At 57.9% G+C, this 25,754-nt stretch carries 13 protein-coding genes; 4 read left to right on the top strand and 9 right to left on the bottom strand.

Annotation, left to right across the window (positions count from 1 at the left end; genetic code table 11):
• Positions 1-85 precede the first annotated feature (85 nt).
• Positions 86-907 carry a carbon-nitrogen hydrolase family protein gene (locus P3G59_RS23175; RefSeq protein ID WP_277759114.1) on the bottom strand — a complete coding sequence of 274 codons (822 nt, stop codon included), beginning with the start codon at positions 905-907 and terminating at the stop codon, positions 86-88.
• 125 nt (positions 908-1,032) lie between these two features.
• On the opposite strand from P3G59_RS23175, the gene P3G59_RS23180 reads away from it, so the two are divergent.
• Both P3G59_RS23180 and P3G59_RS23185 read left to right on the top strand, forming a co-directional pair.
• Entirely contained in the window at positions 1,033-1,833 is an 801-nt protein-coding gene (locus tag P3G59_RS23180) for a LuxR C-terminal-related transcriptional regulator (RefSeq protein ID WP_277759115.1), read from the top strand.
• A 110-nt stretch (positions 1,834-1,943) separates the two neighbouring features.
• Positions 1,944-3,563: an FMN-binding glutamate synthase family protein gene (locus P3G59_RS23185; protein ID WP_277759116.1), complete on the top strand. Its 1,620-nt coding sequence runs from the start codon at positions 1,944-1,946 to the stop codon at positions 3,561-3,563.
• Positions 3,564-3,599: 36 nt separating this feature from the next.
• On the opposite strand, the gene P3G59_RS23190 is transcribed toward P3G59_RS23185, so the two are convergent.
• From P3G59_RS23190 to P3G59_RS23210, 5 genes are all read right to left on the bottom strand, one after another.
• Positions 3,600-3,962 carry a GtrA family protein gene (locus P3G59_RS23190; protein WP_277759117.1) on the bottom strand — a complete coding sequence of 121 codons (363 nt, stop codon included), beginning with the start codon at positions 3,960-3,962 and terminating at the stop codon, positions 3,600-3,602.
• Between the two features lie 117 nt (positions 3,963-4,079).
• A complete protein-coding gene (locus tag P3G59_RS23195; RefSeq protein ID WP_277759118.1) occupies positions 4,080-5,564 on the bottom strand; it encodes a glucosyltransferase domain-containing protein in 1,485 nt (494 codons plus the stop codon).
• 239 nt (positions 5,565-5,803) lie between these two features.
• On the bottom strand, positions 5,804-9,046 hold the full coding sequence (locus P3G59_RS23200; RefSeq protein WP_277759119.1) for a hypothetical protein: 3,243 nt from the start codon (positions 9,044-9,046) through the stop codon (positions 5,804-5,806).
• Positions 9,047-9,454: 408 nt separating this feature from the next.
• On the bottom strand, positions 9,455-10,876 hold the full coding sequence (locus tag P3G59_RS23205) for an amino acid permease (RefSeq protein WP_277759120.1): 1,422 nt from the start codon (positions 10,874-10,876) through the stop codon (positions 9,455-9,457).
• A gap of 337 nt (positions 10,877-11,213) precedes the next feature.
• Entirely contained in the window at positions 11,214-14,357 is a 3,144-nt protein-coding gene (locus P3G59_RS23210) for a DUF6543 domain-containing protein (RefSeq protein WP_277759121.1), read from the bottom strand.
• Positions 14,358-14,648: 291 nt separating this feature from the next.
• Here P3G59_RS23210 and P3G59_RS23215 point away from each other — a divergent pair, with 291 nt between their 5' ends.
• Both P3G59_RS23215 and P3G59_RS23220 read left to right on the top strand, forming a co-directional pair.
• Positions 14,649-17,792: a transglycosylase domain-containing protein gene (locus P3G59_RS23215; protein WP_277759122.1), complete on the top strand. Its 3,144-nt coding sequence runs from the start codon at positions 14,649-14,651 to the stop codon at positions 17,790-17,792.
• Between the two features lie 192 nt (positions 17,793-17,984).
• On the top strand, positions 17,985-23,111 hold the full coding sequence (locus P3G59_RS23220; RefSeq protein ID WP_277759123.1) for a DUF6543 domain-containing protein: 5,127 nt from the start codon (positions 17,985-17,987) through the stop codon (positions 23,109-23,111).
• A gap of 103 nt (positions 23,112-23,214) precedes the next feature.
• On the opposite strand, the gene P3G59_RS23225 is transcribed toward P3G59_RS23220, so the two are convergent.
• The 3 genes from P3G59_RS23225 to P3G59_RS23235 are packed head-to-tail and all read right to left on the bottom strand — an operon-like array spanning position 23,215 to position 25,754.
• Positions 23,215-23,715 carry a CS1 type fimbrial major subunit gene (locus tag P3G59_RS23225; RefSeq protein ID WP_277759124.1) on the bottom strand — a complete coding sequence of 167 codons (501 nt, stop codon included), beginning with the start codon at positions 23,713-23,715 and terminating at the stop codon, positions 23,215-23,217.
• Positions 23,716-23,748: 33 nt separating this feature from the next.
• Positions 23,749-24,492: a molecular chaperone gene (locus P3G59_RS23230; RefSeq protein WP_277759125.1), complete on the bottom strand. Its 744-nt coding sequence runs from the start codon at positions 24,490-24,492 to the stop codon at positions 23,749-23,751.
• A gap of 44 nt (positions 24,493-24,536) precedes the next feature.
• Entirely contained in the window at positions 24,537-25,754 is a 1,218-nt protein-coding gene (locus P3G59_RS23235) for a hypothetical protein (protein WP_277759126.1), read from the bottom strand.

Here is a 25,754-nt window from a genome sequence, read left to right on the forward strand (position 1 = left end):
CCGGTATTTCAGGTCGGCGTACCTCGAACAATCAACTCGGTCGGTCCCCTCTCCCTTTGGGAGAGGGCTAGGGTGAGGGCAGCGGTCAACGGCGTGGAATCAACAATTCACGAACACCATCGCCGTGCTCCACCACCTCCCCCGGCAACTTCAAGCGCTGATCATCCAGATAGCGGTAATCCTTGCGTGCAGTCTCCAGTCGAGCGAAATCCAGCTCAACGCTGAACGTCCCTTCCTCGCGCCCGGCCTCGAACAGCAGCGAGCCCAGCGGATCGACCAGTGCACTGCCACCGGCAAACATCAAGCCGTCGTCACCCGCCTCCACGCGGTTGACCATCAGCGCAAACGCCTGATTCTCCTGGGCACGGGCCATGATCGCGGTGCGGTGAGTCGGCGCGTACGGGTCCATGTTGCCGTTGGTCACGATCAACAGTTCGGCACCCAGTTGCGCCAAGGCCCGGGCCGACTCCGGAAACTCGATGTCGTAGCAAATCAACAGGCCAACGCGCACGCCGTTCCACTCGCACGTGGCGTAGCGGTCGCCGGCCTCGAACACGCCGCGATCCGACGCCCACAGATGGGTCTTGCGGTATTTCAGGGCAATGCCTTCCGGGGTGATCAACAACGTGGTGTTGTAGAAGCGACCGTTGTCGTTCTCGGCCATGCCGATCACCACGGCGATGCGGCGTTCGCGCGCGGCGGCCAGCACGGCGCTGACCGTCGGGCCGTCGAGCGATTCGGCGGTTTTCGCCACGGTTTCGGCCGTCGGGAAGCCCATCAGGTGGGTTTCCGGGAACACGATCAATTGCGTGTCGGCCGCGCATGCGGCAATCGCGGCAAGTGCGCGTTCGAGGTTGTAGGCCGTGGCATTGTCACGGCCCGCCAATTGGGCAAGTTCGACTTTCATGGGCGTTCCTTGTTATGAGCGTCGGGCGCTGAAAGATTGCCCGGTGGCTGTCTGTGGGCCAGTATGCGCAGCAAGCAGCCGGCCAGGGAATTACGCGGCCGGGGTAACCCGATAGGGGTAGATCGATGGCACTTTCGTTTGACGACATCACTTGGCACCGCGCCGTCGGGCAACTCATCGATGCGCTCGACAAGCCGAACTTCTGGGCACAACTGGTGCGTCTGCTCGACCAGTACGTGCCGTTTGATAGCTGGGTGGCACTGCTGTTCAGCGCCGATCAACACCCCCAGGTCTTCACCGAATGCCCCGGCGAAGACGGCAGCCCCGATCAGTTGTTTCAGGATTATCTGCGCGGCCTGTATCTGCTCGATCCGTTCTACATCGCCTGCCGCGAGCAATCGCGCACCGGCCTGTATCGCCTGTCCGAGGTGGCGCCAGAGCATTTCGAGCTGACCGAGTATTACCAGCGATACTTTCGTCTGAATGTCGTGGCCGACGAAATCCAGTTCAATTGTCAGCTCGAAGGCGATCGCACGCTGTGTCTGTCACTGGGCAGTGAAAAACGTTTCACTGGCGAACAGATCGCCCTGCTGTCATTGATCCAGCCTTGGGTGTTGGGCTTGCTGCGCCAGCGCCTGCCCTATGAAATCAACGAAACCGTGGCCCTCGCCGCCGCCCCTGTCCGGGCTGACTGGCGGGTGCAACTGGAGGCGTCGGTGCAGCAACTCAAAGGCGCGCAGTTGACGGCGCGGGAGCTGGATGTCGGGCGTTTGATGCTCAGCGGTTGCTCCAGTAAAGAAATCGCCCGTAAGCTGGAAATCTCCGTCGAAACCGTGAAAGTCCATAAGAAACACATGTACAGCAAGCTGGGGATCAAATCCCAGTCCGAGCTGTTTTCGATTTTTCTTCAGGCGCAAAACGCCTGAAAAGATCGCAGCCTTCGGCAGCTCCTACAGGGCCAAGTCATGCACTGACCTGTAGGAGCTGCCGAAGGCTGCGATCTTTTAAATACTGAGTCCGAACCCAAGGAAACCGTATGAGCCTGTCACTCCTGAGCCGCTACGCCTTCTTTGCCGTCTGTGTGATTTTCACCCTCGCCAGCCTGCCTTTCCTCGAACATGACTGGCTGTGGCCGATCACCGCCGTCACCGGCGTACTGAGCCTGATCGGTCTGTTCGACCTGCTGCAAAGCCCGCATGCGGTGCGCCGCAATTATCCGATCCTCGGCAACATCCGTTATCTGGTCGAAGGCATCCGTCCGGAGATCCGCCAGTACTTGCTGGAGTCCGACAGCGACGCCCTGCCCTTCTCCCGCGCCCAGCGTTCGCTGGTCTATTCGCGAGCGAAAAACGAAACCGCCGACAAACCGTTCGGCACGCTGATCGACGTTTATCAATCGGGCTTCGAATTCATCGGCCACTCGATGCGCCCGGCGCCGCTGAGCGACCCGAGCAGTTTCCGCGTCACCGTCGGCGGCCCGCAGTGCTCGCAACCGTATTCGGCCTCGGTGTTCAACATCTCGGCGATGAGCTTCGGCTCGCTCAGCGCCAACGCGATTCGCGCGTTGAACCAGGGTGCAAAACTCGGCAACTTCGCCCACGACACCGGCGAAGGCAGCATCAGCCCGTATCACCGCGAACACGGTGGCGACCTGACCTGGGAGCTGGGCAGTGGCTATTTCGGTTGCCGTACCAGCGACGGCCGTTTCGACCCGGAACGCTTCGCCACCCAGGCGCAGAATCCGCAAGTGCGGATGATCGAAATCAAGATGAGCCAAGGCGCCAAACCCGGCCACGGCGGCATCCTGCCCAAACACAAAGTCACCAAGGAGATCGCTGAAACCCGCGGCATCATGATGGGCGAAGACTGCGTGTCGCCTTCCCGTCACAGCGCGTTTTCCACACCCATCGAAATGATGCAGTTCATCCAGCAACTGCGTGAACTGTCCGGCGGCAAACCGGTGGGTTTCAAGTTCTGCCTCGGCCACCCATGGGAGTTCATGGGCATCGCCAAAGCCATGCTGGAAACCGGCATCCTCCCAGACTTCATCGTCGTCGACGGCAAGGAGGGTGGCACCGGCGCCGCACCGGTGGAATTCACCGACCACATCGGCGTGCCGATGCGCGAAGGCCTGCTGTTTGTGCACAACACCCTGGTCGGCCTGAACCTGCGCGACAAGATCAAACTCGGCGCCAGCGGCAAGATCGTCAGCGCCTTCGACATCGCCAGCGTACTGGCCATCGGCGCCGACTGGGCCAACTCCGCGCGCGGCTTCATGTTCGCCATCGGTTGCATCCAGTCGCAGAGTTGCCACACCAACAAATGCCCGACCGGCGTCGCCACTCAGGATGCCCTGCGTCAACGCGCGCTGGTGGTGCCGGACAAGGCGCAGCGCGTCTTCAACTTCCACCGCAACACGCTCAAAGCACTGGCGGAAATGCTGGCCGCTGCCGGCCTTGAACATCCGTCGCAACTGTCGGCCAAGCATTTGGTGCGACGCATGTCGGCGACCGAGATCAAACTGTTCTCGCAGTTGCATGTGTTCTTGAAGCCGGGTGAATTGCTCACCGGGGAAGTGAATGGTGAGTTCTATTCGCGGATGTGGCAGATGGCGCGGGCGGACAGTTTCGAGCCGCAGGACGTGGCAGCCGCCTGACGCGTGAAGCGCCAGTCCGAGCAACGCACTGGCGCTTTACTCCTGACGCTCGCGCAACAATACAAATCTGAAAAAACAGTACGCCGACAGCAGATTGAGCAGCGTAAAGGACACCACGGTTACCAAACCGTGCAGCCCCCGTGTATCGGCAATCGAGCCGATGCCAAAACTCACCCCGCCCATCACCCCGATAAACAGCAGATAGCCGAACACCGGCGTACTGCGCTCAAAGGTGTAGAGCATGTTCACGTAAAACGAGAACGCTGCCGCCACGCAAAACGCGGCAAAATTGCTCGCCGCCTGAGTCAGACCGACAGCGATGCACAGGACGAAAAAGACTTGCCAGTGAATCAATGCATCGGCGATGCCGATCACTGTCAATGCACAGAGTCCTTTCATCGCGATTCCTTGCCAGCGGCGGTTTTTGGGCGAACGTTCAACCTAGGTCATGACGGGGTCGCGGTCTACTGTCAGAAATTACAGGTGCAGGGTTGAATGCGACCAACGGTCAGCGCTTCACCACTGCAACAACCGCCCGTGCGGCGGCTCTTTCATCACGATGAAGCCGTAATCGCCAATCAGATAAATGCGGTAATACAGGCTTTCCACCAGCGCGGGATATCGCAGATAGCCAACGTGAGTGGCATTGCGTCGCTCACGTTCGGCAACCACGTTGGTGATGCCCACCGAAGGCAAGTTCTCGGCAAGCATGTAGTAGTCGACATTCAGCAGATAACGCAAAACCGGCAGTTGCCTGAACGATCCCTCCGCGCTGGTCAACCAGCGGTCGGAGTAATTGATCGACAGGTAAATGCGCTTGGCTTCTCGTAGCTCGCGGTGGGCGGCGATGTCGTGACCGAGGCTGTACAGGGCCGCGGTGGTGAAGGTTTTCTGCATGATCAGCACGCGGCCGTAAGCAAACGACAGCGACAACGTCGCCAGCAGCGGGATGATCAGCAGCAAGGGCAACCAGCGGTGATGCGGGGCCAGCGCCAGACGGGCGAGATAGAACAGAAACACCAGAAGCACGCCGAACCCCATCAACGTGCGCGCGCCCTCGTTGAAGTCGCGAAACAGCAGCGTGATGCCAGGCACCAGTAGCACCAATACGGCAAGAGACGTCAGGCCCAGGATCACATAACTTGCGCGCCGATCCGGCCGGCCAAGACGTGCCAGCCCCAAAAGCGCGCAAAGCACCAGAGCTGCGAACACCCAAAGGTATCCGCCGTGAAACAACAGCGCGGTTTTTTCCAGCACGCGGCTCATGTTCGTGCCGATCTGCAGGAGTGGATGTGCTGTCCAATCGAGCCCGTCTGCATAGCGCCCGGCGGCCATGAATGGGTACGCGGTGACGCCATAGATGGCGATGCCGAGAGCGAGTTGCGCAAGCTTGCCGCCGAGCAAGTGCCAGAACTCCGTCCACGAGACTCGCCGATGCAATGCCCTGAGCAACTCCACACAACACAAACCAAGAAAGACGTTGACGCTGATCTGGTACAGCCCGATACCCAGCGCAATCAATGCCGCCGGTATCAGCCAGCGTTGTACCCGCGTTGAGCCGTCAAAGGTCACCGCGCAGACCATCGCCACGAGGCTGAAGGCCATGCTCGGCCCGTCGTACTGATAGGAGAAATTCTGCAGCAGGAACGGGTTGTACCAGAGCGGCAACGGCACCAGACAACAAGCCAGCGTCGGCTCGGCAAAGTAGTGAAACGTCAGACAGGTCAGCGCCAGGCTCATCGCCACCGTGGCGAACAACAACGGCAAGGGGAAGATATCCGGCGCGGCGCCGGTGAACGTCAACCCTTGATACAGCCAGTCGGTAAACAGCCGCCCGTAACCGGCCCATTGATTACCGGCGGCCAGTGCGCGCCAGTTGTCATCGATGTAGGGAAAGTCGGCAAGGATCAACGGCAGGACATATAACCCGGTCGCCAACAGAAAAAACAACAGGACCTGGCGCCGGCCGAGTTCGCGAACGACAAAATCGCTGATCCTCATGTCTGCGCCTCTGTTCACGGCTGCGCGAAGTGATACAAATTTGAACCCGAGCGCCGGGCTTGTATCAGCCATTCAGACCAACGGTGCAGGCAAGATCGCAACGTGCGGCAACTCCTGCATTGGAACGCGATCCTCTGCAAGCGCTGCCCGAGGCTGCGATCTTTTTTTGTTGTCAGGTTATCGTGCCTGCAACGCAAACGCTCGCACTTGCACTGCATTGCCCGGTTGCAACTAACGTTTTAACCGACGACGTTAACTGCAATCAGTACATCGGGGTCAGGCAACTCGATGGATGAGAGTTTTTCAACACGGCTACGACTGATGGAACCGTTGTCGATGTCGGCGGGATGAAACTCGCTGACATTGAAATCACGACCAGCACGCCTTCCCCCATAGGTATTGAACGTGACGCTCAACGCTCCGCTTTCCAATGCTTTATCCATACCCTTTCTCATGGCTTCTGGAGTGGCAAACTTCGCCAATCCGGAATTGGGCTCGTAAAAGAGCCACTCCGGTTTACCGTTCCTGACTCTTATTCCTGCAAGCATTGCATGGTTTTTAGTGCCAATTCGGAGAATTTTCGTACGCGGAGAAGTTTCCAGTGCCTCGATAATATCTTCAGCGTCCATTTTTTTCTGGGGCGCGCCCATGTGAAAAGAATGCTTGTGATTGACCGTATTGTGGAACTCCCTTACCTCTGAGATAAATTTTGCAGCGTCAGGGCTATCGGGCATTTTCGCCGCCCTGGACATATTTTCCAGCAGTTTATCTTCGTCGCCCTTGATAAACGCAATTGCCATCGCGTTTGAAAGCCCTGCGCACTCGCCTTTGGAAACCATATTGACGTGTGCCAGATAATGCCCTTGCGAGTAGGGGTTAACTTTGACATTCAAGCCCTTCATATCCTGCAGAAGACGCTCGGAAATACTGTGGGAGCCTTGAATCATTCTTTTCTTTATTTCTTTTGTCAGCGCGCCTATCTCTGCTGGCATGAGGCCTGGCTCTGATGCCAAATCAATCAAATCATCAAACTCCATTTTCGGTTGATAGCCACTGATCTCCAATAATCGACCTTCGCGGTATCCCAGATCGAAAGCAGCAATATTTTTCGGGTTTTTTGCATACTTAATATTATTGTGAAAGTTGACGTAGACACGGGCATTGGCCTCACTGCCCAAGGTGCCTCCCCAACTGACGCCTTGCGGAGTGAAGTCTCTCGGCGGGCCATAAAGCTTGCGGGTATTAAGGTTGTACTGATACCAACTGTCATTTTTCAGCACACCCACGCCGTCGATAGCCTGGTCGCCCACCTTGAAAGTCCCTATCAGGGCAGGGCCCTGCTGTTCACCCACCGTTTGCAAAAACTTGAAGCCGTCCGCCGTGTCGCGCAATTTGTTGAACTGTCGCACGGCCTGGGCACCTGCAAAGCTGATGCCTTTGCCTATCAGTTTCCTTCCTGCGTCCACCAGAGCGGGCAAGGCACTGAGCGGATTGAGCTCGCCAATGATGAATGCTCCGATCACCCTTGCGGCTCTGAGTCCCCGGCTGATTGCCGAAGCAGTCGTGCCAATGACCTTGGTCAGTTTGCCCGCGGTCGACACTCCTGCGGTAACGAATCCCAGTACATCGAAGAACAGATCCCTTGCGCCGTCGACATAATTTCCTGCTATGAAATTGGTAATGGCTGACTTGAACGGAATCAGGTCAATCACGAAATCAATTATCTTCTGCGCGATCGCGTTTTCCCGCTCTTGTGTCGTCTGGCCTCTGGCGGCCTGCAGAATGTCATCGTTATCCAGGTCCAGATGTTGAATGACGCCTTGGGCGATCAAAGCGGTTCTCTGACTCGAATAGCTGTTGAGTGGCGACGAATTGTCGATGGGTTGTGGGGACAGCTTTCCGGCTAGCGATTGATCATTCAGATGCATGGGTTCGATCGTGTGTATAGAGATCGAGTTAACGGAATCGATGCGCTCTGCGAACACTTCCGGGTTGTAAGGTTTTTTATCGATAGCCCCGCGTTTCAAATCTATTTCATAGAGTCTTGTATCGTCCCCCCACTCGACTTTCAGCGTCAGGACACTGCTTGTGGACTTGAGGTTTCTGCCAAAAAAACCCGTGCTGAGCTTATAAGTCTTACGCTGATAGAACGAGACATTGCCATATTCCAGACGTTTTCTGTCCTCCAGCGGTAAACCGGCTATCAGGTGTTTTACCGTCAGGCTGACGCCTTCCTTGATGTTACTGAGCGCACTGGCGAACTGCTTCTCAAAGGTGTCCTTCACGCCAAGTTCGAGAGGCGCATTGATTTCGTCAAGAAGCGGTTGCAAGCGTGGATCGCGAGTCGTCCATTTATAGTAGGGAGGCCCTCCCATCATGACGATGTCCAACAGGGAATATTTGCCATTGAGTGTCGGGTACAAGTCGTAGGAAAACGGCTGCTGCAGTAGCCGCTCTTCAAATGGGATGTCACCTTTGAACTTCGCTTTGAGTCTGTCTTGCGCGATTGCCTTGCGGTTTGGCAGCTCGCTGTTCAACAGGACCGAAATATTAAGGCGGTCGGTCAGTTGCTCGTTGAACTGGGTGTTGACCTCTTCCAGTTCTTCAAGTGTGTAAACCTCCTTGTGGTTTCTTGTTAGCAGACCATTGACCACGCCCCAGTCCGCCAACGCGTTAGCCTGGATCTGCAGAGTGACTTGCGGATCAATGATTGCAACACTGTCCGCGCAGGCCATGACCTGGGCAAATGTCATATACGAAACTTTGCCGGGCGTGTGGGCGTCAATCGTCCGCGCTGCGACAGTCAGGTTGACCCATGCCGCGCTGCCGTGTTTCAAGTTGCCGGGCAAATCCTCGATAAGCAATTCGGGCGCCTTGCGCATGAGCAACAGGTTGGCAACCAATCCGGCCAACCTACGGCTGCTCAGCCTATTGTTGATCAAATAATCAACACAGTTAGCGAATACTGCTGAAACAGGTTCGCCCCAGAGCTTTTCATCCAGCAGATCAAAACCGCCAGCCCTGGTGCGCATCGGATCATCAATATCACCCTGATGCAGGCTCAAATGAATGCCGGCCATCGTGTATTCACTTAAGCCGATATCCGTTACCAGTCCGTTCAGACAGGTTTGTATGGCTTTCCCCAGCGCTTGTCCACGAGGACTGGTAATCAGTGTTTCCAATGCCGAGGGCGGATCACCGAGTGCGCTATCTGAAAGAGGATTTTCGCTGTTCAAATAGTCCAGCAGCCCTGCACCCGGTGTCGAAATGTGATCCAGGCTATCCAGATAAAGGCTGGTGACGCGCAAGACTTCTTTTTGCTGAGCGGTAGTCAATGGAATCGGCCAGGACAGTGCCCCGGCGAAATCCCCAAACTTGTGCGGCAAGACTTTTTCAACTTCCAGGCACGCTGTAGTTTCTAAAGACAGGTCATTGGCATCTGGCGAAACAAGGTCAATAACAGCATCATTATGTTCGTACATTCGATCTTCCTTGACGGATTAAATTGAATGAAAAGTAAATAATGAAACCCATCAGGAAAACACTGCAGAACCATTACCAACTGCATATATAACAAGTTGCATACATGACAATTAAATACAGATAACGCCAAGCTGTTACCGATTGCATATCAGCCACTGCATACAGCAGCCGTAACAAATTCCATTGCTCTATCGATCCCCCATTACTCACAGCAGCAAGGGGCAACTTCCGTTAAATTTTATTTAGCCACACGCTGGCAAACTTACATCGAAAAATGACCACGAGGAAAAAACGCGGCGCTTTAAAAATAAAAAAGATCGCATCCTGTCACAGGATCTACACAATAAAAAACGGTAGATACTGTGACAGGCGGCGATCTCTTACTTTGACTTGTCGCCTACCGGCACTTACGAGGCCGAACGCACCGCCACTGACGACCCATTGGTCGGCTGCAACTTGAACACGTAGAACAACACCGTCAACAGCAGCAGAAACGCAGGTCCCACATACAGCGCCACGCGGGTGTCCGGGAAGTACGCCATCAGGCCGACCACCAGCACCAGAAATGCCAGTGCGAAGTACGAACTGACCGGGTACAGCCACATCTTGTACTTGAGGCCGGCACGTTCGCTGGCGCTCAGGCCTTTGCGGAATTTCAGCTGGGCCAGCAGGATCATCACCCAGGTCCAGATCGCGCCGAAGGTGGCAATCGAGGTCACCCAGACGAAGACTTTTTCCGGCACCAGATAGTTGAGCATTACGCCCAAGAGCAACACCGCAATCGACAGCAACAGCGCTCGACGCGGTACACCATTATTCGATGTTTTGGCAAAACCCGCCGGTGCCTGGCCATTCTGCGCCAGGCTGTAGAGCATGCGCCCGGTGCTGAAGATGCCGCCGTTGCACGACGACAGCGCGGCGGTGATCACCACAAAGTTGATAATGCCGGCGGCGGTCTTGATGCCCAGACGCTCGAAAGTCATCACGAACGGACTGCCCTGGGTGCCGATTTCATTCCACGGGTAGATCGACAGAATCACGAACAGTGCGCCGACGTAGAACAGCAGAATCCGCCAGAACACCGAGCCGATCGCATCAGGAATGGTCTTCTGCGGGTTCTTCGCTTCACCAGCGGTCAGGCCGATCATCTCGACGCCGAGATAGGCGAACATGACCATTTGCAGGGACATCAGCACACCGGTCACGCCGTTGGGCATGAAGCCGCCATGCGCCCACAGGTTGGAAATCCCCAGCGCCACACCGTCATTGCCGAAACCGAAGGCGATAATGCCGACGCCGCCGATGACCATGGCGATGATGGTGACAATCTTGATCAGGGCGAACCAGAATTCGAATTCACCGAAGGCCTTCACCGCGATCAGGTTGATCGAGCCCATGCTGATCAGCGCCGCGAGGGCCCAGATCCAGCGCGGTACATCGGGAAACCAGATGCCCATGTACACGGCCACCGCAGTGATTTCCGCGACGCAGGTCACCAGCCACAGGAACCAATAATTCCAGCCGGTGAGAAAACCCGCCAGCGGGCCGAGATAGTCTTGCGCGTAACGGCTGAAGGAGCCGGCGACCGGGTTGTGCACGGCCATCTCGCCGAGGGCGCGCATGATCACCAGGATCGCCAGACCACCGAGAATGTAGGACAGCATGATCGCCGGGCCGGCCATTTCGATGGCCTTGGCCGAACCTAAAAACAGACCGACGCCGATACAGGCACCGAGCGCCATCAGGCGAATATGCCGTTCGCCGAGTTCGCGTTTGAGCGGACCGCCCTGAGCGGTGCCGCCGTGAGGCAGTTGATTGCCGACTGGCATAGGGGTGCAACCTCGTCTTGTTATTGGATATGACCACCGAGTGTCGAAGCGTCGGCCGATAAGCCTTGGCCTGAAATGAAACCGCGCCTGCTTTGTGGGCAGACGCGTCTTGCAGGACAACCTGAAAGATCAGCGGGGCGTGCAGTATAAAAACCTTGATGCAGGGCTTTTCACTCTATAAATCACAAGATTCAGCGGGAGTTGCCGTAAAGATGCCAGCAACCCAACTGGATCAACTGGCTAGCGTAGGAAAACTCGCCACAGAAAACGGCGGCGAGTATTGCACAAGGAGGGTGCAGCGTCTTTTCTTCGTACAGTTTTACTGAGCAATCGGTCGCTACGCCGCGTTGCCTTGCCGCGCTCGGGGAACCAGCGTTTTCACACGCAAGGTCCCCGTTCTGATGACCTTCTCATCGGAATACACCTTGACCTGTCGGGTGGGACCTTCGAACCATCCCGGTTCATTTCGGGAATAGGAGACCATCTCCGGTGCGCCGCGCTGAGATTGATAATGAAGCATCCACTCCTGGGCAACACGGTCGTATTTCATGTAGGCAAATGACGTCAGGACCATGTAGGCATTGCCCTGCTCATCGTTCAGCAAGCCGTATTCCGGAAACTCCAGCGCCGTGCTCAAACCCCACCCATGCGCATGGGCAGGGAGATCATTGTATTGAGCCGCTTCGCTTCCGGCCTCGACATGCCGCACGCGTAAAACATTCTCGTTCATTTGATCCACGACCCATGAACAGCCACCGAACGTAGCTGTGAAAACATGATCGGGTTCCCCCCATCCCGGATGCACGGGAATATCCACGTAGCCCCCCTGAGGCGCCCAGTATCCGTGCACGGTATCGTTCTGACCGGGCAACTCGCCTGCCGCCAGATCGAGGAACTTGATGGCGTTGAACTCCCCTTGCAGCGTCGAGGAGTGGGTCAAACGCTCCATGGAAAACATCATTTGCCCGCCGCCTGGCTTATAAGTGACTTGCGAAGCGACGTCGAAGGGACGCGTAGCAGTGGAATACCGCCCCGTCTGCGGATTGAACAGCCCGGCGTTTATCGACACGTTGCCAAACTCCGGCGCCGACAGCGCTGCATGAATGTTGGTCGATCTGACGGAATAGGGAACGTAGTTGATCTCACCCCAATCGTAGGACAAATGCCGCACATCCTTGAGCGTCACGACCTCGATCCGCGGTTCCCACAGGCCATTGGGCAAACGCTCGCGGTGGAAAGGCGGGCGCTTCCAGACCGGTCTGCCAGAGGTTCCTGACGGCACTCCGCTGACGGCGTCCGTCTCATGCAGATCATCGGTAATATCGCCGCCGAACAGCGACTGCGGTTGCCATTGATCCGGCGCCACTTGCCGGTATCGGCGAGGCGCAAGTTCGTTGAAATTCGAATCGACGAGGAGGACGTCGACACCTTCCGCGTTCAGGGTGAAATCATTCTTGACGCGGTACACCGCGACCTTGCCCCGCTCATCTATATTGCGAATATAACGGCGCTGTCCGTCAGCACTTTGCAAGATCCCTTTGCCTGCAGGGCTGAGGCGCGCGATTTCGGATGGTTTGACGGCGTAGCGACGAAACTGCCTGTTACTGAACCCGGCCGGTGTCGATTCAACGGGTGTCGACGGCGGCGGCAAGGCATGCTGCCATTCGCCAGCGCCGTCTTGTTCAACAATCGGCTGATAAGCCTGCGGTTTGTTCGGGTAAAGAATTCTCGATTGCCCGGTGGCCGGTTCGACGACTGTCTCGAAGACGCCATCCTCGACCCTCACATAGTGTCTGGCGCCAACCGCAAACTGATTCTGTGGATCAGGCTTCACGTCTGCCAACGACACATCGCTTCGATAAGGTGCAAGGTCAGGCTTCCACAAACGCTTCTGCCCACCGGGCATTTCAATCGGCGTGAACTCCGAATGAACGCCCGCCAGCAACGGCAGCGTCGCCACACCAATGCCGATGTTTTCCAGCACGTCGGTGATGTGTTCCCAACCGGCTTCCCTATCGCCCTTGCTGAGATCTTCAAGCCCCTCCAGCACTTCGTCCATCAGTTGCACGGCGGACACTCCGAGCATGACCAGGCCCAATGGAGGCACGGCAAAAGACAATACATTCAGCGCGGCCAGGCCGACTTCGAGGAATATCGCGAGCAAGGATTGCTCATCCCGCACATCGGCATCGGCATTGGACACAGCAGCATCGCGGGCATCGCTGAAAATCCGCTGGTTGAACTCCCGCTGCAATGTTGTCCAGAGGTCATAGTGCTGGACCCAGGGATCACCTGAGGGGTCAAGCACCCTGAGTTGCAGAAGAAAATCGGGATCATGCTTTTGCCGACGGGTTTGATGATCCCATAGCCGCGGCTTGCCTGACGCCGTGGGAACCTCTTCGGTAAAGCTGTAGTAAAACGTCGACCGATCCCTGTAACGCAAGAACCGGCTGAAGAAATGCTGATACGCCGTTGGCGCCTTGGGCGAGTCACTTTCAGCGCGACGCACGAACTGTTCGGTCAATCGGGCCTTGAGTTCCGTCACTGTGGCGTAGTGCTTTACGGGATGATCGGGGTCGTCGGGAATGTAGGCGATGAAACCGTCATTGGCGAAACCGTCAACGGTCGGCAGCAGGTCATCCAGAATGCTTTCATCGTCCGGATCTGCGATCTCGAAAATGATACAGCTGTGTACGGGCAACTCATTGAAACTCAAGCTGCGATACCACAGCGTCTTACCGTCGACGTGAACAGGCTCCTTCCCTTCAATACTCGACATCAATGCTTCAAAATGTGCCCGGCGAATATCACCTTTACACAGGGCAATATAACTCGCCGCCCTCAGCGCCGCTTTCTGGTAATTGACGAACCGATTATTCAACTTGTCGCGAGCACTGGCGTCATCCCAATGAAGTTCATTATGCAAATAGGTCTGATACTGTTTGCCGATATCAAGCTTCCTGCATAACGCGATGAACTCATGAACATCAAGTCCGACTTTGACTGTCTTCCCATCTGCAGCGGTCATATAGCAATTGCGATTGGAAAAGAACATCGGCTTTTTTTCAGCCGGATGGTTATGCAGGGCGGCGTCAAGCAGCGAAGCGGGTGGAACTTGCGAGGTGTGAAAATCACTTTTACCGGACAAGTCCACCTGTACCCGCTTGACGTCCAGATCCAGCCCGGAGCTTTCCTTGATGGCCTTTGCCAGCAATGGCTCGGCGAATTCATGAGGTGTTTTCACGGAGGCCATGGCGCTATTGAGCAATGTATGCGCCGTGACACTTTCTTCTATCAGGCGTCGAGCTTCTTCGCGTTGTTTCGGCGACGCACTCTTTAGCCACAGTGGTGCATTGGTATCAAACGTCTTTAACATCTCAAGGTTTTCTTTTGACATATCCAACAGTGCTGACGGCGTTGCGGCCTTAACAATATCAACATGTTCGGCAATACTGAAAACCTGACCACGAGATTTAAACATGACTTCATCCTAGACAAATAAAATTGAAGTCCGAGTTAACAACAAAACATTCAACCGGCGAAGCCCACGAGTACTACCAAACTTTAGCAACTTACATTCATACAAATAACCACCACTAAAAGTTACCTGTGTGTTTTCTTGATTCGCAGTCTCTCAAAGCGCCACGTCGCAGCGCACTCTCCGTTCCTAGCCTGCCAGCCTGCTCCCGATCGCACATTTTTTTCATCAGCCCCAACCACCGTCTAAGCTTCAGACAAGTCCGATCAATCTGCGTGAATGGATCAATCGACTATGGGCGCTTTGTGGCAAACCGATTCGAGTAAAGCCGTGGTTCCGACTGACCGTGTGGATGAAGCGCCTGTCCCTGAAAAACCCCGCCGCACTCGGCACGGGTGGAAGGCTTTCTGGCTGTTGCTGGTGATTATCGCGATCGTGGTAGGGCTGGCCGCGTCCAAGGAAATGCGCACCTCGCGCTTCCAGTCTCGCGAGCTCAGCCAGTACGCGGCGTCTCTGACGTACACCCTCGAACCCGGCCCCAGCGAAGCGATTCGCTATCCGGGCAACGGGCCGTTCGATCTGCGTCTGGGTTACAGCTCCCTCGATGAATTCCTGCCACGCCTGCTCAAACGCAACTATGTGATTACCGAGCAGACGCGTTTTTCCCCAGCGTTGCTCAGCTACACCGATAAAGGCCTGTTCGTGCCGTATTCGGAAAAGATCCAGGCCGGGCTGTCGATCACCGATTGCCGCGCCGCGCCGCTGTACAAGTACAACTATCCACAACAACTGTACGCCGACTTCGCCGCTATTCCGCCCGTGGTAGTCAGCAGCCTGTTGTTCATCGAAAACCGTTTTCTGCTCGACCCCAAGCAGCCACTGGCCAACCCGGCGGTAGACTGGCCGCGCTTCGGCATGGCGGCGTGGTCGCAGGTGGCGAAACTGCTGCACCTGCCCGGCCAGTCGGCGGGCGGCAGTACATTGGCGACGCAGCTGGAAAAGTATCGGCACTCCCCTGACGGCCTGACGGTGTCGGGTGCGGAAAAACTGCGGCAGATGATGTCCGCCAGCGTGCGCGCCTATCAGCCCGGCCCGCAAACCCTCGGGGCACGGCAGAACATCGTGCGTGACTATCTCAACAGCGTGCCGTTGTCGGCGGTGCCGGGGCATGGCGAAGTGCATGGCATGGCGGAAGGGTTGCGCGTCTGGTACGGTAGTGACTTCAACCAGGCCAATGAACAACTGAACAGTCCGGCCACCGATGCAAAAACCATGGCCGCCAAAGGCCTGGCACTGCGCGAGATGTTGTCGCTGATGATCGCCCAGCGCCGCCCTTCGCATTACCTGACCAAGGGTCGCGAAGAACTTGCCGACCTCACTGACAGCCACTTGCGCCTGCTCAAGCAAAACGGCGTGATCGACAACGCCCTGGCCGATGCCGCCCTGAACAGCAAGGTCACCTACCGTGACTGGCAGACCCAGCCGACCCTTCAACCGATCGAAACCAACAAGGGCATCAGCGTCGCCCGCAGCCGTCTGGCGAGCATGCTCAACCGGCCGCTGTACGACCTCGACCGCCTCGACCTCTCGGCCACCAGCACCCTGCAAGGCGACCTGCAAACCCAGGCCACCGCTTACCTGAAAAAACTCGCCGACCCGGCCTACGCCGGCGAAATCGGCCTGATCGGCGAGCGGCTGTTGACGCCGACCAGCACCACGCAAGTGCGTTACAGCTTCACCCTCTTCGAACTGACCCCGGACGGTTCCCGCGTGCGGGTGCAGACCGACAGCACCGACCAGCCGTTCGATATCAATGAAGGCAGCAAACTGGAGCTGGGCTCGACGGCGAAGATGCGCGTGCTCACCACCTACCTGCAAATCATCGCCGAGCTGCACGACAAGTACGGCGCGATGACGGTGCCGGAGCTGAAAAAGGTCGATGTGCCGGATCAGGATCGCTTGAGCCAGTGGGTCATCGATTACCTGATCCAGAACAAGGATCACGACCTGTCGAAGATGCTCGGCGCCGCCCTCGACCGCAAGTACTCGGCCAGCCCCGGCGAGGCGTTTTTCACCGGCGGCGGTCTGCATGTGTTCCACAACTTCCGCAAGGAAGACAACGGGCGCATGCCGACCCTGCGCGATGCCCTGCGCGAGTCGATCAACCTGCCGTTCATTCGCCTGATGCGCGATGTGGTGCGTTATGTCACCTACTCCGGCCCCAACAGCAGTGCTGAACTGCTCAAGGACGACCGCGACCCGCGCCGGCAGGAATACCTGGCGAATTTCGCCGATCGCGAAGGCACAGCGTTCCAGCTCAAGTTCTGGAAAAAATACAAAAACAAAGACACTCAGGCACGTCTCGACACCTTCCTCGACAGCATGCGCCCGACGCCGATCCGCATGGCTGCCGTGCATCGCTACCTGCTGCCGGATGCCAGCCAGGCAGACTTCAACACGTTCGTACGCTCCCACCTCAAAGGCGCCAAACTCGGCGAAAAACTCACCGATGATCGCCTGATCCGCCTCTACGATTCCTACGGCCCCGGCAGTTACGATTTGCCCGACCAGGGCTTCATCGCCAAGGTGCATCCGCTGGACCTGTGGATGATGGGCTACCTGCTGAACCACCCCGACGCGACCTTCAGCGAGATCGTCAAGGCCAGCCATTTCGAACGTCAGGAAGTCTACAGCTGGCTGTTCAAGAGCAAGCACAAGGGCGCCCGCGACAGTCGAATTCGCACCATGCTCGAGATCGAAGCGTTTCTCGAGATTCACCAGCGCTGGCAGAAAGTCGGCTACCCGTTCGATCACCTGGTGCCGTCGCTGGCCACGGCTATTGGCAGCTCCGGTGATCGCCCCGCCGCCCTCGCCGAACTGATCGGCACCATCCTCAATGATGGCGTGCGCATGCCGACCCTGCGCATCGACAGCCTGCATTTCGCCGCCGGCACGCCGTACGAAACGCAACTGGTCAACGACCCGCATGTCGGCAAACGGGTGATGCCATCCGAGGTCGCCACGGCCATGCGCGAGGCGTTGTCGCAAGTGGTCGATGCGGGTACGGCAAAACGTGTTTCCGGCAGTTTCAAACTGGCTGATGGCAGCCCACTGGCCATGGGTGGCAAAACCGGTACCGGTGACAACCGCATCGAAGCCATCGGTGCGGGCGGACGCATCCTCAGCTCGAAGTCGATCAACCGCACGGCGACCTTCGTGTTCTACATCGGCGATCACCATTTCGGCACCCTCACCGCGTTCGTTCCGGGGCGCTCGGCAGAGAACTTCAAGTTCACCTCGGCCCTGCCCGTGCAGGTGCTCAAGGGCATGGCGCCGATTCTGACGCCGTACCTGCAACCGGGGAGCGACTCGCAATGCAAACCGACACAGACCGCCAGCGTGGCGATGCTCGAGGCGCCGCGCCCTACAGCGAGGTAACAATTCGTGTCAGGCAATTCTGATTCAGAGTGACGTTTTTTCTTCGCAGTGGGTGGTACTTATGTATTTTTCAGATTCGAATTTTCATCGGATTACCCCCCCGCATCGGCATTTCAACCCTTATCTTTGAACTTTTGTTTTGAACCCCCGCAGGTAGGCTGATCACTCCTCAACAATCAAGGATGATTGGCCATGTCTCTCACTCCCGAGCCTGCCGAAAACGCGGACAAAGGGCGGCACTACGAATTCATCAAGTCCGCCATCAACAACAATTTCAAAACCGCCACCGTCAGCCGGAGCCTGGCCTTGGCAGCCGCGCCACTGCACAAGCAAGCCTGGTACACCACGGCGCCCGCCGCTTATCTGGACAAACTGGCCGCCGCCAACCTCAAGGCCTGGGGTTCCCAGAACCCGGTTGACCACCTGCTGGACAAGGTCGACCTGTATGCCTTCGCCGAGCCACTGCTCAAGGCCAGAATCAAGGACCGCCACGGCCTCGATCTGGACGTCAAGGCGACTTACCTGCGCCTGTACATGCCCAAGGACAAGCCTTGGTACGTGTTCAACACCTCGGACGGCGTCACCGCCCGCACGGTCTCGCTGCTCGATGCCGCGCTGCACAACTTCGCCAGCAGTGAAACCGTTGATCGCGGTTCGGAGTTCATCAGCAAGCCCGATGAGCGCGGGCTGTTCGATGTCCTGCCGATTCGGCAGACAATGTCCGTCAGCCAGTTCCAGACACTGTGTCGCGACCTGGATATTGGCGGCCAGTTTCAAAAGTATCTGGACAGTTATCTGCGCCCCGGCGAACCGGTGGCCGAAGCCGTTCTTGAATACAGGGTCAAAGAAAGCCAGAAAGACGCCCTCGCTGCCGCCGCGCACCTGGCGCTGATCAAGGAAGACATCGAGTACGACGCCTACAAAATGCTGCTGAACCTGGCCGAGGACAAACTGCAGCCGGTGCTCAATGGCCGGTCGATGCAGTGTTGCGACCTGTCGATACTCGGTACCCGGCTGGCCGGCATTCTGCTGATGGTGCATGCCGTGCGCGACAACCGTGGCGTGCGACGCGTGATTGTCTATGTGCCGCATGATCCGGAGCATCCGCTCAAGGAGTACCGCACCCTCAAGGATTTCCGTGAGGAACTGACGCGGCAGTTGCGCGAAGACAAATTCAGTGCCGCGACCCGGCAGACCTACCGGCAGTTTTTCAGCCAGTTCGTCGACCAGCAGCAGCGCGGGCACTTCTTTGCCGAGCTGGAGCAGCGTCTGTTCACCCTGCGCTATCACCAGCGCTCGGACCCGACCGATCAGCGCCCGGCATGGCGCAAGGAACCCGTGGCCAACCCCAACCTGCGCTTTGATCGCCTGCCGTTGCAAGGCAACTACTGGCGCCATGCCTATCAGCAGAAATTCAACAAGATCCTCAACGATGCCCGGGACATCGCCGTCTCCACCGCCGACACCGACAGCAAGGCGCGCTGGGCATGGTGGGACAACTTCAAGAAAATCGTCGCCGACATCTTCAATGCGGCGCTGCTGATCGCCACACCGTTCGTGCCCGGCCTGGGCGAACTGATGATGGTGTACACCGCTTTTCAACTGACCAACGACGTGATCGAGGGCCTCGTCGATCTGGCCGAAGGCCTGTGGCAGGAAGCCGCCGAACACGTCATCAGCGTGGTGACGGACGTCATTCAACTGGCGGCATTTGCGGCGGGCGCGAAGATTGGCGGACTGGCGCGCGTCAAGCTGTCAGCGCTGGTCGACGGCATGAAGCCGGTCACGCTGCCCGATGGCACGCCCAGCCTGTGGCATCGCGACTTGAAGCCTTACGAGCGCAACGACCTGAGCCTGGCGCAGGGCGCCAAACCCGACAGCTACGGCCTGCACCAATACCGCAACGAAAACATCCTGCCGCTGGAGGGCAAGCTGTATACCGTCGAGAAAGCTTCCGCCGAGCCGACCTCCAACACCCACCGCATCAATCACCCCACCCGCCCGAACGCCTATAAACCGCAAATCGAACACAACGGCCACGGTGCCTGGGTGCACGAAGCCGAAAGCCCGCACGACTGGGACGGCGGCACGTTGATGCGCCGCGTCGGCCACAGCGTCGAGCGCTTTTCGCCAGCAGAGCGGGAACAGATTCGCATCAGCAGTGGCACTGACGAGAACCAGCTGCGCCAGATGCACCTCGACAGTGACCCGCCGCCGCCCCTGCTGGCCGACACCATCAAGCGCTTCAGTGTGTCGGACGATGTCCGTGTCGCCAGCGCCAACATCCGTCAGGGCCGCCCCATCGACCCGCAAGCCGTGTGGTTCGAACCGCTGCTGACCAGCCAGCCGGGCTGGCCACGCAGCAAGGCGCTGAAGGTCTATGACGGCGCCGACCCGACGGGTTATAGCCGCCAATACGGCAACCCGGCGGCGGGCGACGCCGATACCTTGAGCATCAGCCTCGCCGATCTCACCATGGGCAGGCTGCCGGAGCGGCTGACGGGGTTTCTCGATGACAGCGAGCTCAAGGCGTTGCTCGGGCGCGACGTAGCGCCTGACGAACGTGCCGCTGCGGTGCGCAATCTGCTGGCCGACGCCGTCGACCAGCGTCAGGGCGATGTCGCGACTTACCTGTACAAGTCCGCCGAGCGCTCCAAAAAAGCCGATGTCCGCGTGGTGCAAAAAACCTTCCCGAACATCCCGCTGCCCCTGGCCGAAAAAGTCGTGACCGAGGCAAAACCCGCCGAGCTGCAACGCATCGTCGACGACAACCGCTTGCCACTGCGGCTGAAGGCGCAGGCACGGGAACTGGATTTCGAAGCGTCCACCGCCCGTGCCTACAGCGGCTTTTATCGTGATGAATGGATGCAGCCGGACACCGAGCGTATGGCACTCAAAAGCCTGTTATTTCTCTCGGATCCCACCAGCGGCTTGCGCATCGAAGTACGCGACGGTGCTTACGACGGCACGTTGCGTTGCAGCCTCGGCGCGGATGACGAACCGACCGTGCGGCGCCTGATCCGCGACGAACATGGCCGCTACGAAGTGCTGGACGATAACAACCGCACGCTGCATGAAGCCGACGACTTCTACGAATCACTGCTCTACGCACTGCCGGATGAAAAACTGCGGGACATGGGTTACCGGCACGGTGAAGGGCCACGGCTCAAAGCGTGGCTGATGGAGTATGCCGCCAATCCTGCCGAGCGCCGAATTGTGTTGGCCGAACCGCCGATTCAGCGGGTGGTGCCGGTTGAAACGCAAATACTGCTGCGCGGCTGGCGCAGGTTCTTTGGTGAAACCACGCCAGAGCAACGGGTCAAGCAGTTGTATCCGAAGATGAGCGACAGCGAGGCCGCGACGTTCGTCAAGGTGCTCAAGCGCAAAGGCGGGCACGAAGGCGCCATCCAGCAACTGGAAAACGAACGCAAGGCACTCAAAGACATTCTGCAGCGCTGGCGTGAAAGCTATCCCCCCGACGTCGACCCTACCGGTGACAGCTTGCCGGGGCCACCCGGTGATTTCCTGCACAATGGCGGAAGGCTTCTCGAGGAACGCCTGATCAAATGTTTCGAACGCCGAAGCAAGATGTCCGGCGAACGCAGCAGTCATCCGGAACAGGGCTACACACTGGATTTGTCCACTGATCTGGCCAGGCCCGATCTTGACCGATGGTGGCGAGACCTGCGACGCCGGCAACCCGACATCGACTCGCACCTTGCCCGTATTACGGCGCTGAATCTCGATAACGCAAACTTTTCAAGCGATGCCAATGGCTTGCTCGGCAGCTTCCCTCACCTGCAGCAGTTGAGCGCCCGGGGGTGTGGGCTAACAGAAGTGATACCGACGATTGGCAAGATGCGCCAGCTTCGGGAGCTGGATCTGTCCGGCAACCGAATCAGCCTGACAGGCCCGTCATCGCAGGCGCTGAGCGACCTGACCGATCTGCAAACGCTGAATCTCAATGGCAATCCCTTACGTAACCCGCCCGATATCGGGCGAATGGATCAGTTGCGGGAATTGAGCCTGGCCAACACCGAGATTCAGGCCTGGCCACCGGGACTTTTTGAACTCGGGGGTGCTGAAAAAATCCGTCCACGCAGTTTTATGCTGAACATGCGCGGAGCGCCGATCAATAGCCTGCCAGAGGTCAGGCCTGGCTCCGATCAGGCGTTCATCCTTAGCCGCACGCGATTCGATTCGAGCCAACTTTCAACGCCTGAGCGCAACCGTTACTACGAATACCGCAGGTCTGCGGGTTTTCCACCTACGACCAGTCCTTCATTCGCCGTCGCTACTGAGCGCCACCACTGGGAAACGCTGCCGCACAACCGTGGTGCCGGCAACGTGATGGAACTTGCAAAATACCGAATGGAGTCATGGAACGACGTGTGGGCAGAGCCGGATTCCGCAGGTTTTTTCGCGGTCATCGACTATCAGCGCAACAGCGAGTTTTACAAAAACGAAAAGTCCCGCCCCTACCTCACCCAGCGCGTCTGGGAAATGATCGACGCGGTCGCCGTCGATTCGCAACTGCGTGAACAACTGTTCAGCCAGATCACCTCACCGGAAAACTCCGACGATGTCGGTGCACAGCTGTTCAACTCAATGGGGATCAAAGTATTGGTCGCCAAAGCCTACGCCGAGTCACCCTCGGCCGAGGTGCTGGAGGACAAACTGGTACGGTTGGCCCACAGCGCTGCGCGCATCGACAGGTTGAGCGACCTGGCCAAAGAAGAGATCAGCCGCCAGGCTCAACAAACCCGGATAGATCCCACCAAGCCGCCACCGCATGAAATGGACATACACATGGCGTTTGAAGCCGGGCTGGCCGAACGTCTGGAACTGCCTTGGCAATCCACCGACATCCCCTATGAAGCCAGCTCGGGCGTGAACCAAAAGACCATCGACGCGGCCTACGATGCCATCCTCCAGCGTGAAGCCGGGGATGGGCAGGTCAACGGGATGATCGACTTGTACAGCGAGCCTTTCTGGGAACGCCACTTGCGCGATACCCACCCGGATGAGTACGCCGCCAATGACCTCGACACCGCGAGCAAAAAACAACTGCTCAATGAATTGCGCGAGGCACAGGCGCAATGGGCCGACGCAGAAGATACGGCCCAACTCAATCCCCTCGCTCGAAGAATGATGCGTCTGGCGGATCAACTGAACATTGATCACCTGCATATCTTCAGCGGCGAAAGAATGAGCCAGGCCCGCTACAACAAACTGTCGAGCGACATCGTTTATGCCAGCAAGGAGTTGTCCCGAAAGCTGACCCGCACGGCATTAAAGAACGCCGGGCTGTCAACCTGAAACCCTGCCCCCCTGTGGGAGCGGGCTTGCTCGCGGAAAGGCCGGCACAGGCGCAATCCACTGTGCCTGACACACCTGATCGCGCGCAGGCTCGCCACCACAACTACTCTCCCGGCGCCCGGGCGTTGAACAACAGCACTACCGTGCCGTGGTAATCCCCTGGGCGATATCCCTCCGCAGGCTCGATCGGGTCGATTTTCAACGCCACACGTTTGCCCTTGGCCGCTTCCTCCTCGGACAGCACCTGGCGCGGGGTCACGTGCGAACTCAGCACGACATCATTGAAGGAGACCTGCAGATCGATCACTTCGCCGGGCCGACCGTTCTCCAGGTACGGGTCGAAGGCCAGGCGCGCTTCAATTGCGCTGCTGTCATGGTGCACATCGAAATTGCGCATCAGCCCGTTGAGGGTTGAACGCGGGAGGTCCCATTCCAGCCGTTGCGGTCGGTGAATCCAGTCCGGCTCTGCCGGGATGATGTAGAACGGGCGGCTGGGAATGGTCAGCGACACTTCGAAAGTGTGCTCTTCGCGCGCGGCCCACGCCCCGGCGCCGGTCAGCGCAGTGGCGACCATCAGCGCGGCGACGGTGCATTGCTTGATCATGTTGGTTACCCGATGCGTCAATGGAAAACAAACCTAGCGACTGGCGATCTTCATGCTTTTTTTCTCACTGCCTTCGACCAGAAAGAAGCGGTATTCGCGGCCCTTTTCCTTGTCGAAGGCAAAGGTCTTGCCCGCCAGCACATGGTGTTTGGTGGTTGCGCCGCAGTCGCTTTCCTTGCTCAGCGAACAACTCTTGAACTCATCGACGATCAGCACGGTGTTGCCATCGTTGCGCAGTTCATAGCGTTTTTCGCTGTCATTGATGACGGTGGCAAAACGCGCGTCCTTGGGCCGCACAAAGAAGATCGTGCCGAAGCCGGTCATTACGTTGACCCCGGCCGACAGCGAGTTTTTGTAGTCTTCGCGCTCTTCGTTGCTGACCACGAACTCGTCTTCCTTTTCCGGCACCACCGGGACGAAACGCACTCGGAAATAACGCTCGCGATCACGCTCGCCCATGTACAGCAAACGCGTGCCCTGCATGCCCTGCGCCGGCACGATCAGCCGCGCCGGGCTGGCCATCACGCCGTTGCGTGAAGCGCCGTCGGCGGCATTTACCACGGGCACTTCCTGCGGCACGCCATCGGCGCCGTAGACGATTTCCAGCACGTTGATCTTGACGAACGCAGTCGCATCGCCGCTGTTGAACACCCGTTTGAGGTAGGTACTTTTATCGGCGTCGAGATAGTCGTAGACGGTGCCGACGTTGATTTGCGGACCGGCCTGCGCCGTCAGGCAAAACACACTGAGCACGCCCAGCAGAAAACCACGGTTCATCGCGTTCAACTCCATGAATGTCGAAAAGGACCGGACGGGAGCGCTCATGCTTCCGAGTCCCAGATAATGGTGATGTTGCCGCGCAGCCGGTCGTTGAGGCCGGGGCGCAGGAGGAAATCGATCGCAAACGGGTCCAGCTCGAAATGCATCGCGCCGGGCTTGCGCTCGACATAGAGGCTGGGCTGGAACGGGCCGGCCCAGTTGTTGAAACTCAATGGAATCCTGTTGACCGGGGCGTTGCCGGGGCCGTCAATTCCCGCCGGCAAGCTCATGGAGACCTTGACCTGAACGGAGTTGCCCAAGGGGCTGCCAAGGGTGCAGTAAGGACCGCCCAGGGAATCGCACAGCATCATCACCTTGAAGCGTGAAGACGCCGAAATGAAGAACGGTTGATCGCGGAAGATACGCTTCGGCTTGCGCCCGCTGTCGATCCACGGCGCCCATCCGCCTTCGGGTTCCAGCGACACTTTGTTGCCACCCGGCGGGAGATCGACTTTGAGGGTGTGCTGTACGTCCAGCACGAAGTCCAGGGTCAGAGTCTCGTCGTCCGGGAACATCATGTAGCCCATATGGAAATCGCCCCCTGGACCCATGGTGTAAGTAATCGATCCGGTGTACAGACCGCTCGACATGCTCAACGGATTAGGCGTCTTTAGCTCATAGGCAAAATCGAGCTTGTCGAAGACCATCGAGGGGATACGGAAAAGGGTATTTTTGGCGCAAGACGCCTCCACCGGGGTATGCCAGAAAAAACGGTAAATAGTGCTGTTAAACCCCGACAAGCCGCTGCCGACGCAAGGCGAAGGGGCATAAAGCCAACCGGTTCCAGACCTCCAGAGCTTGTCATGTGCCTGCCCGGTGTGTGATATGCCAGTGATCTCCTCCACCCGATCACCCAGCACATAAGTGGAGCCGACGCCGGTGATACGTACCTCGACGGTCTCCGTTTCCTGGGTATCCTGATTGGTGATGGTCAACCGTCGCCAATCTGCGGGGACTTTCACCGTGATACCGTCACCCGGTATGAGTGGGCGGTTTGAACTGTAACGAACTGGCAACTCGATGCTGAACATTTTGCCGTCAGCGCATTTCGCGGGAAAAGCCAGGCAATAGCCGCTATTGGCGGTCTGGTTTTCGAACAGGTTCTTGTTTGGCTGCGAAGGATCCGGGCGAAACAGCGCACGAATTTCCTGATTAATCGCCTGAGCCGCCGGCATGACCAGCGCCAGCGCCAATGCACACCCAGCTGTAAATATCTTCAT

This window comes from Pseudomonas sp. A34-9, from assembly GCF_029543085.1.
Classification (GTDB): domain Bacteria; phylum Pseudomonadota; class Gammaproteobacteria; order Pseudomonadales; family Pseudomonadaceae; genus Aquipseudomonas.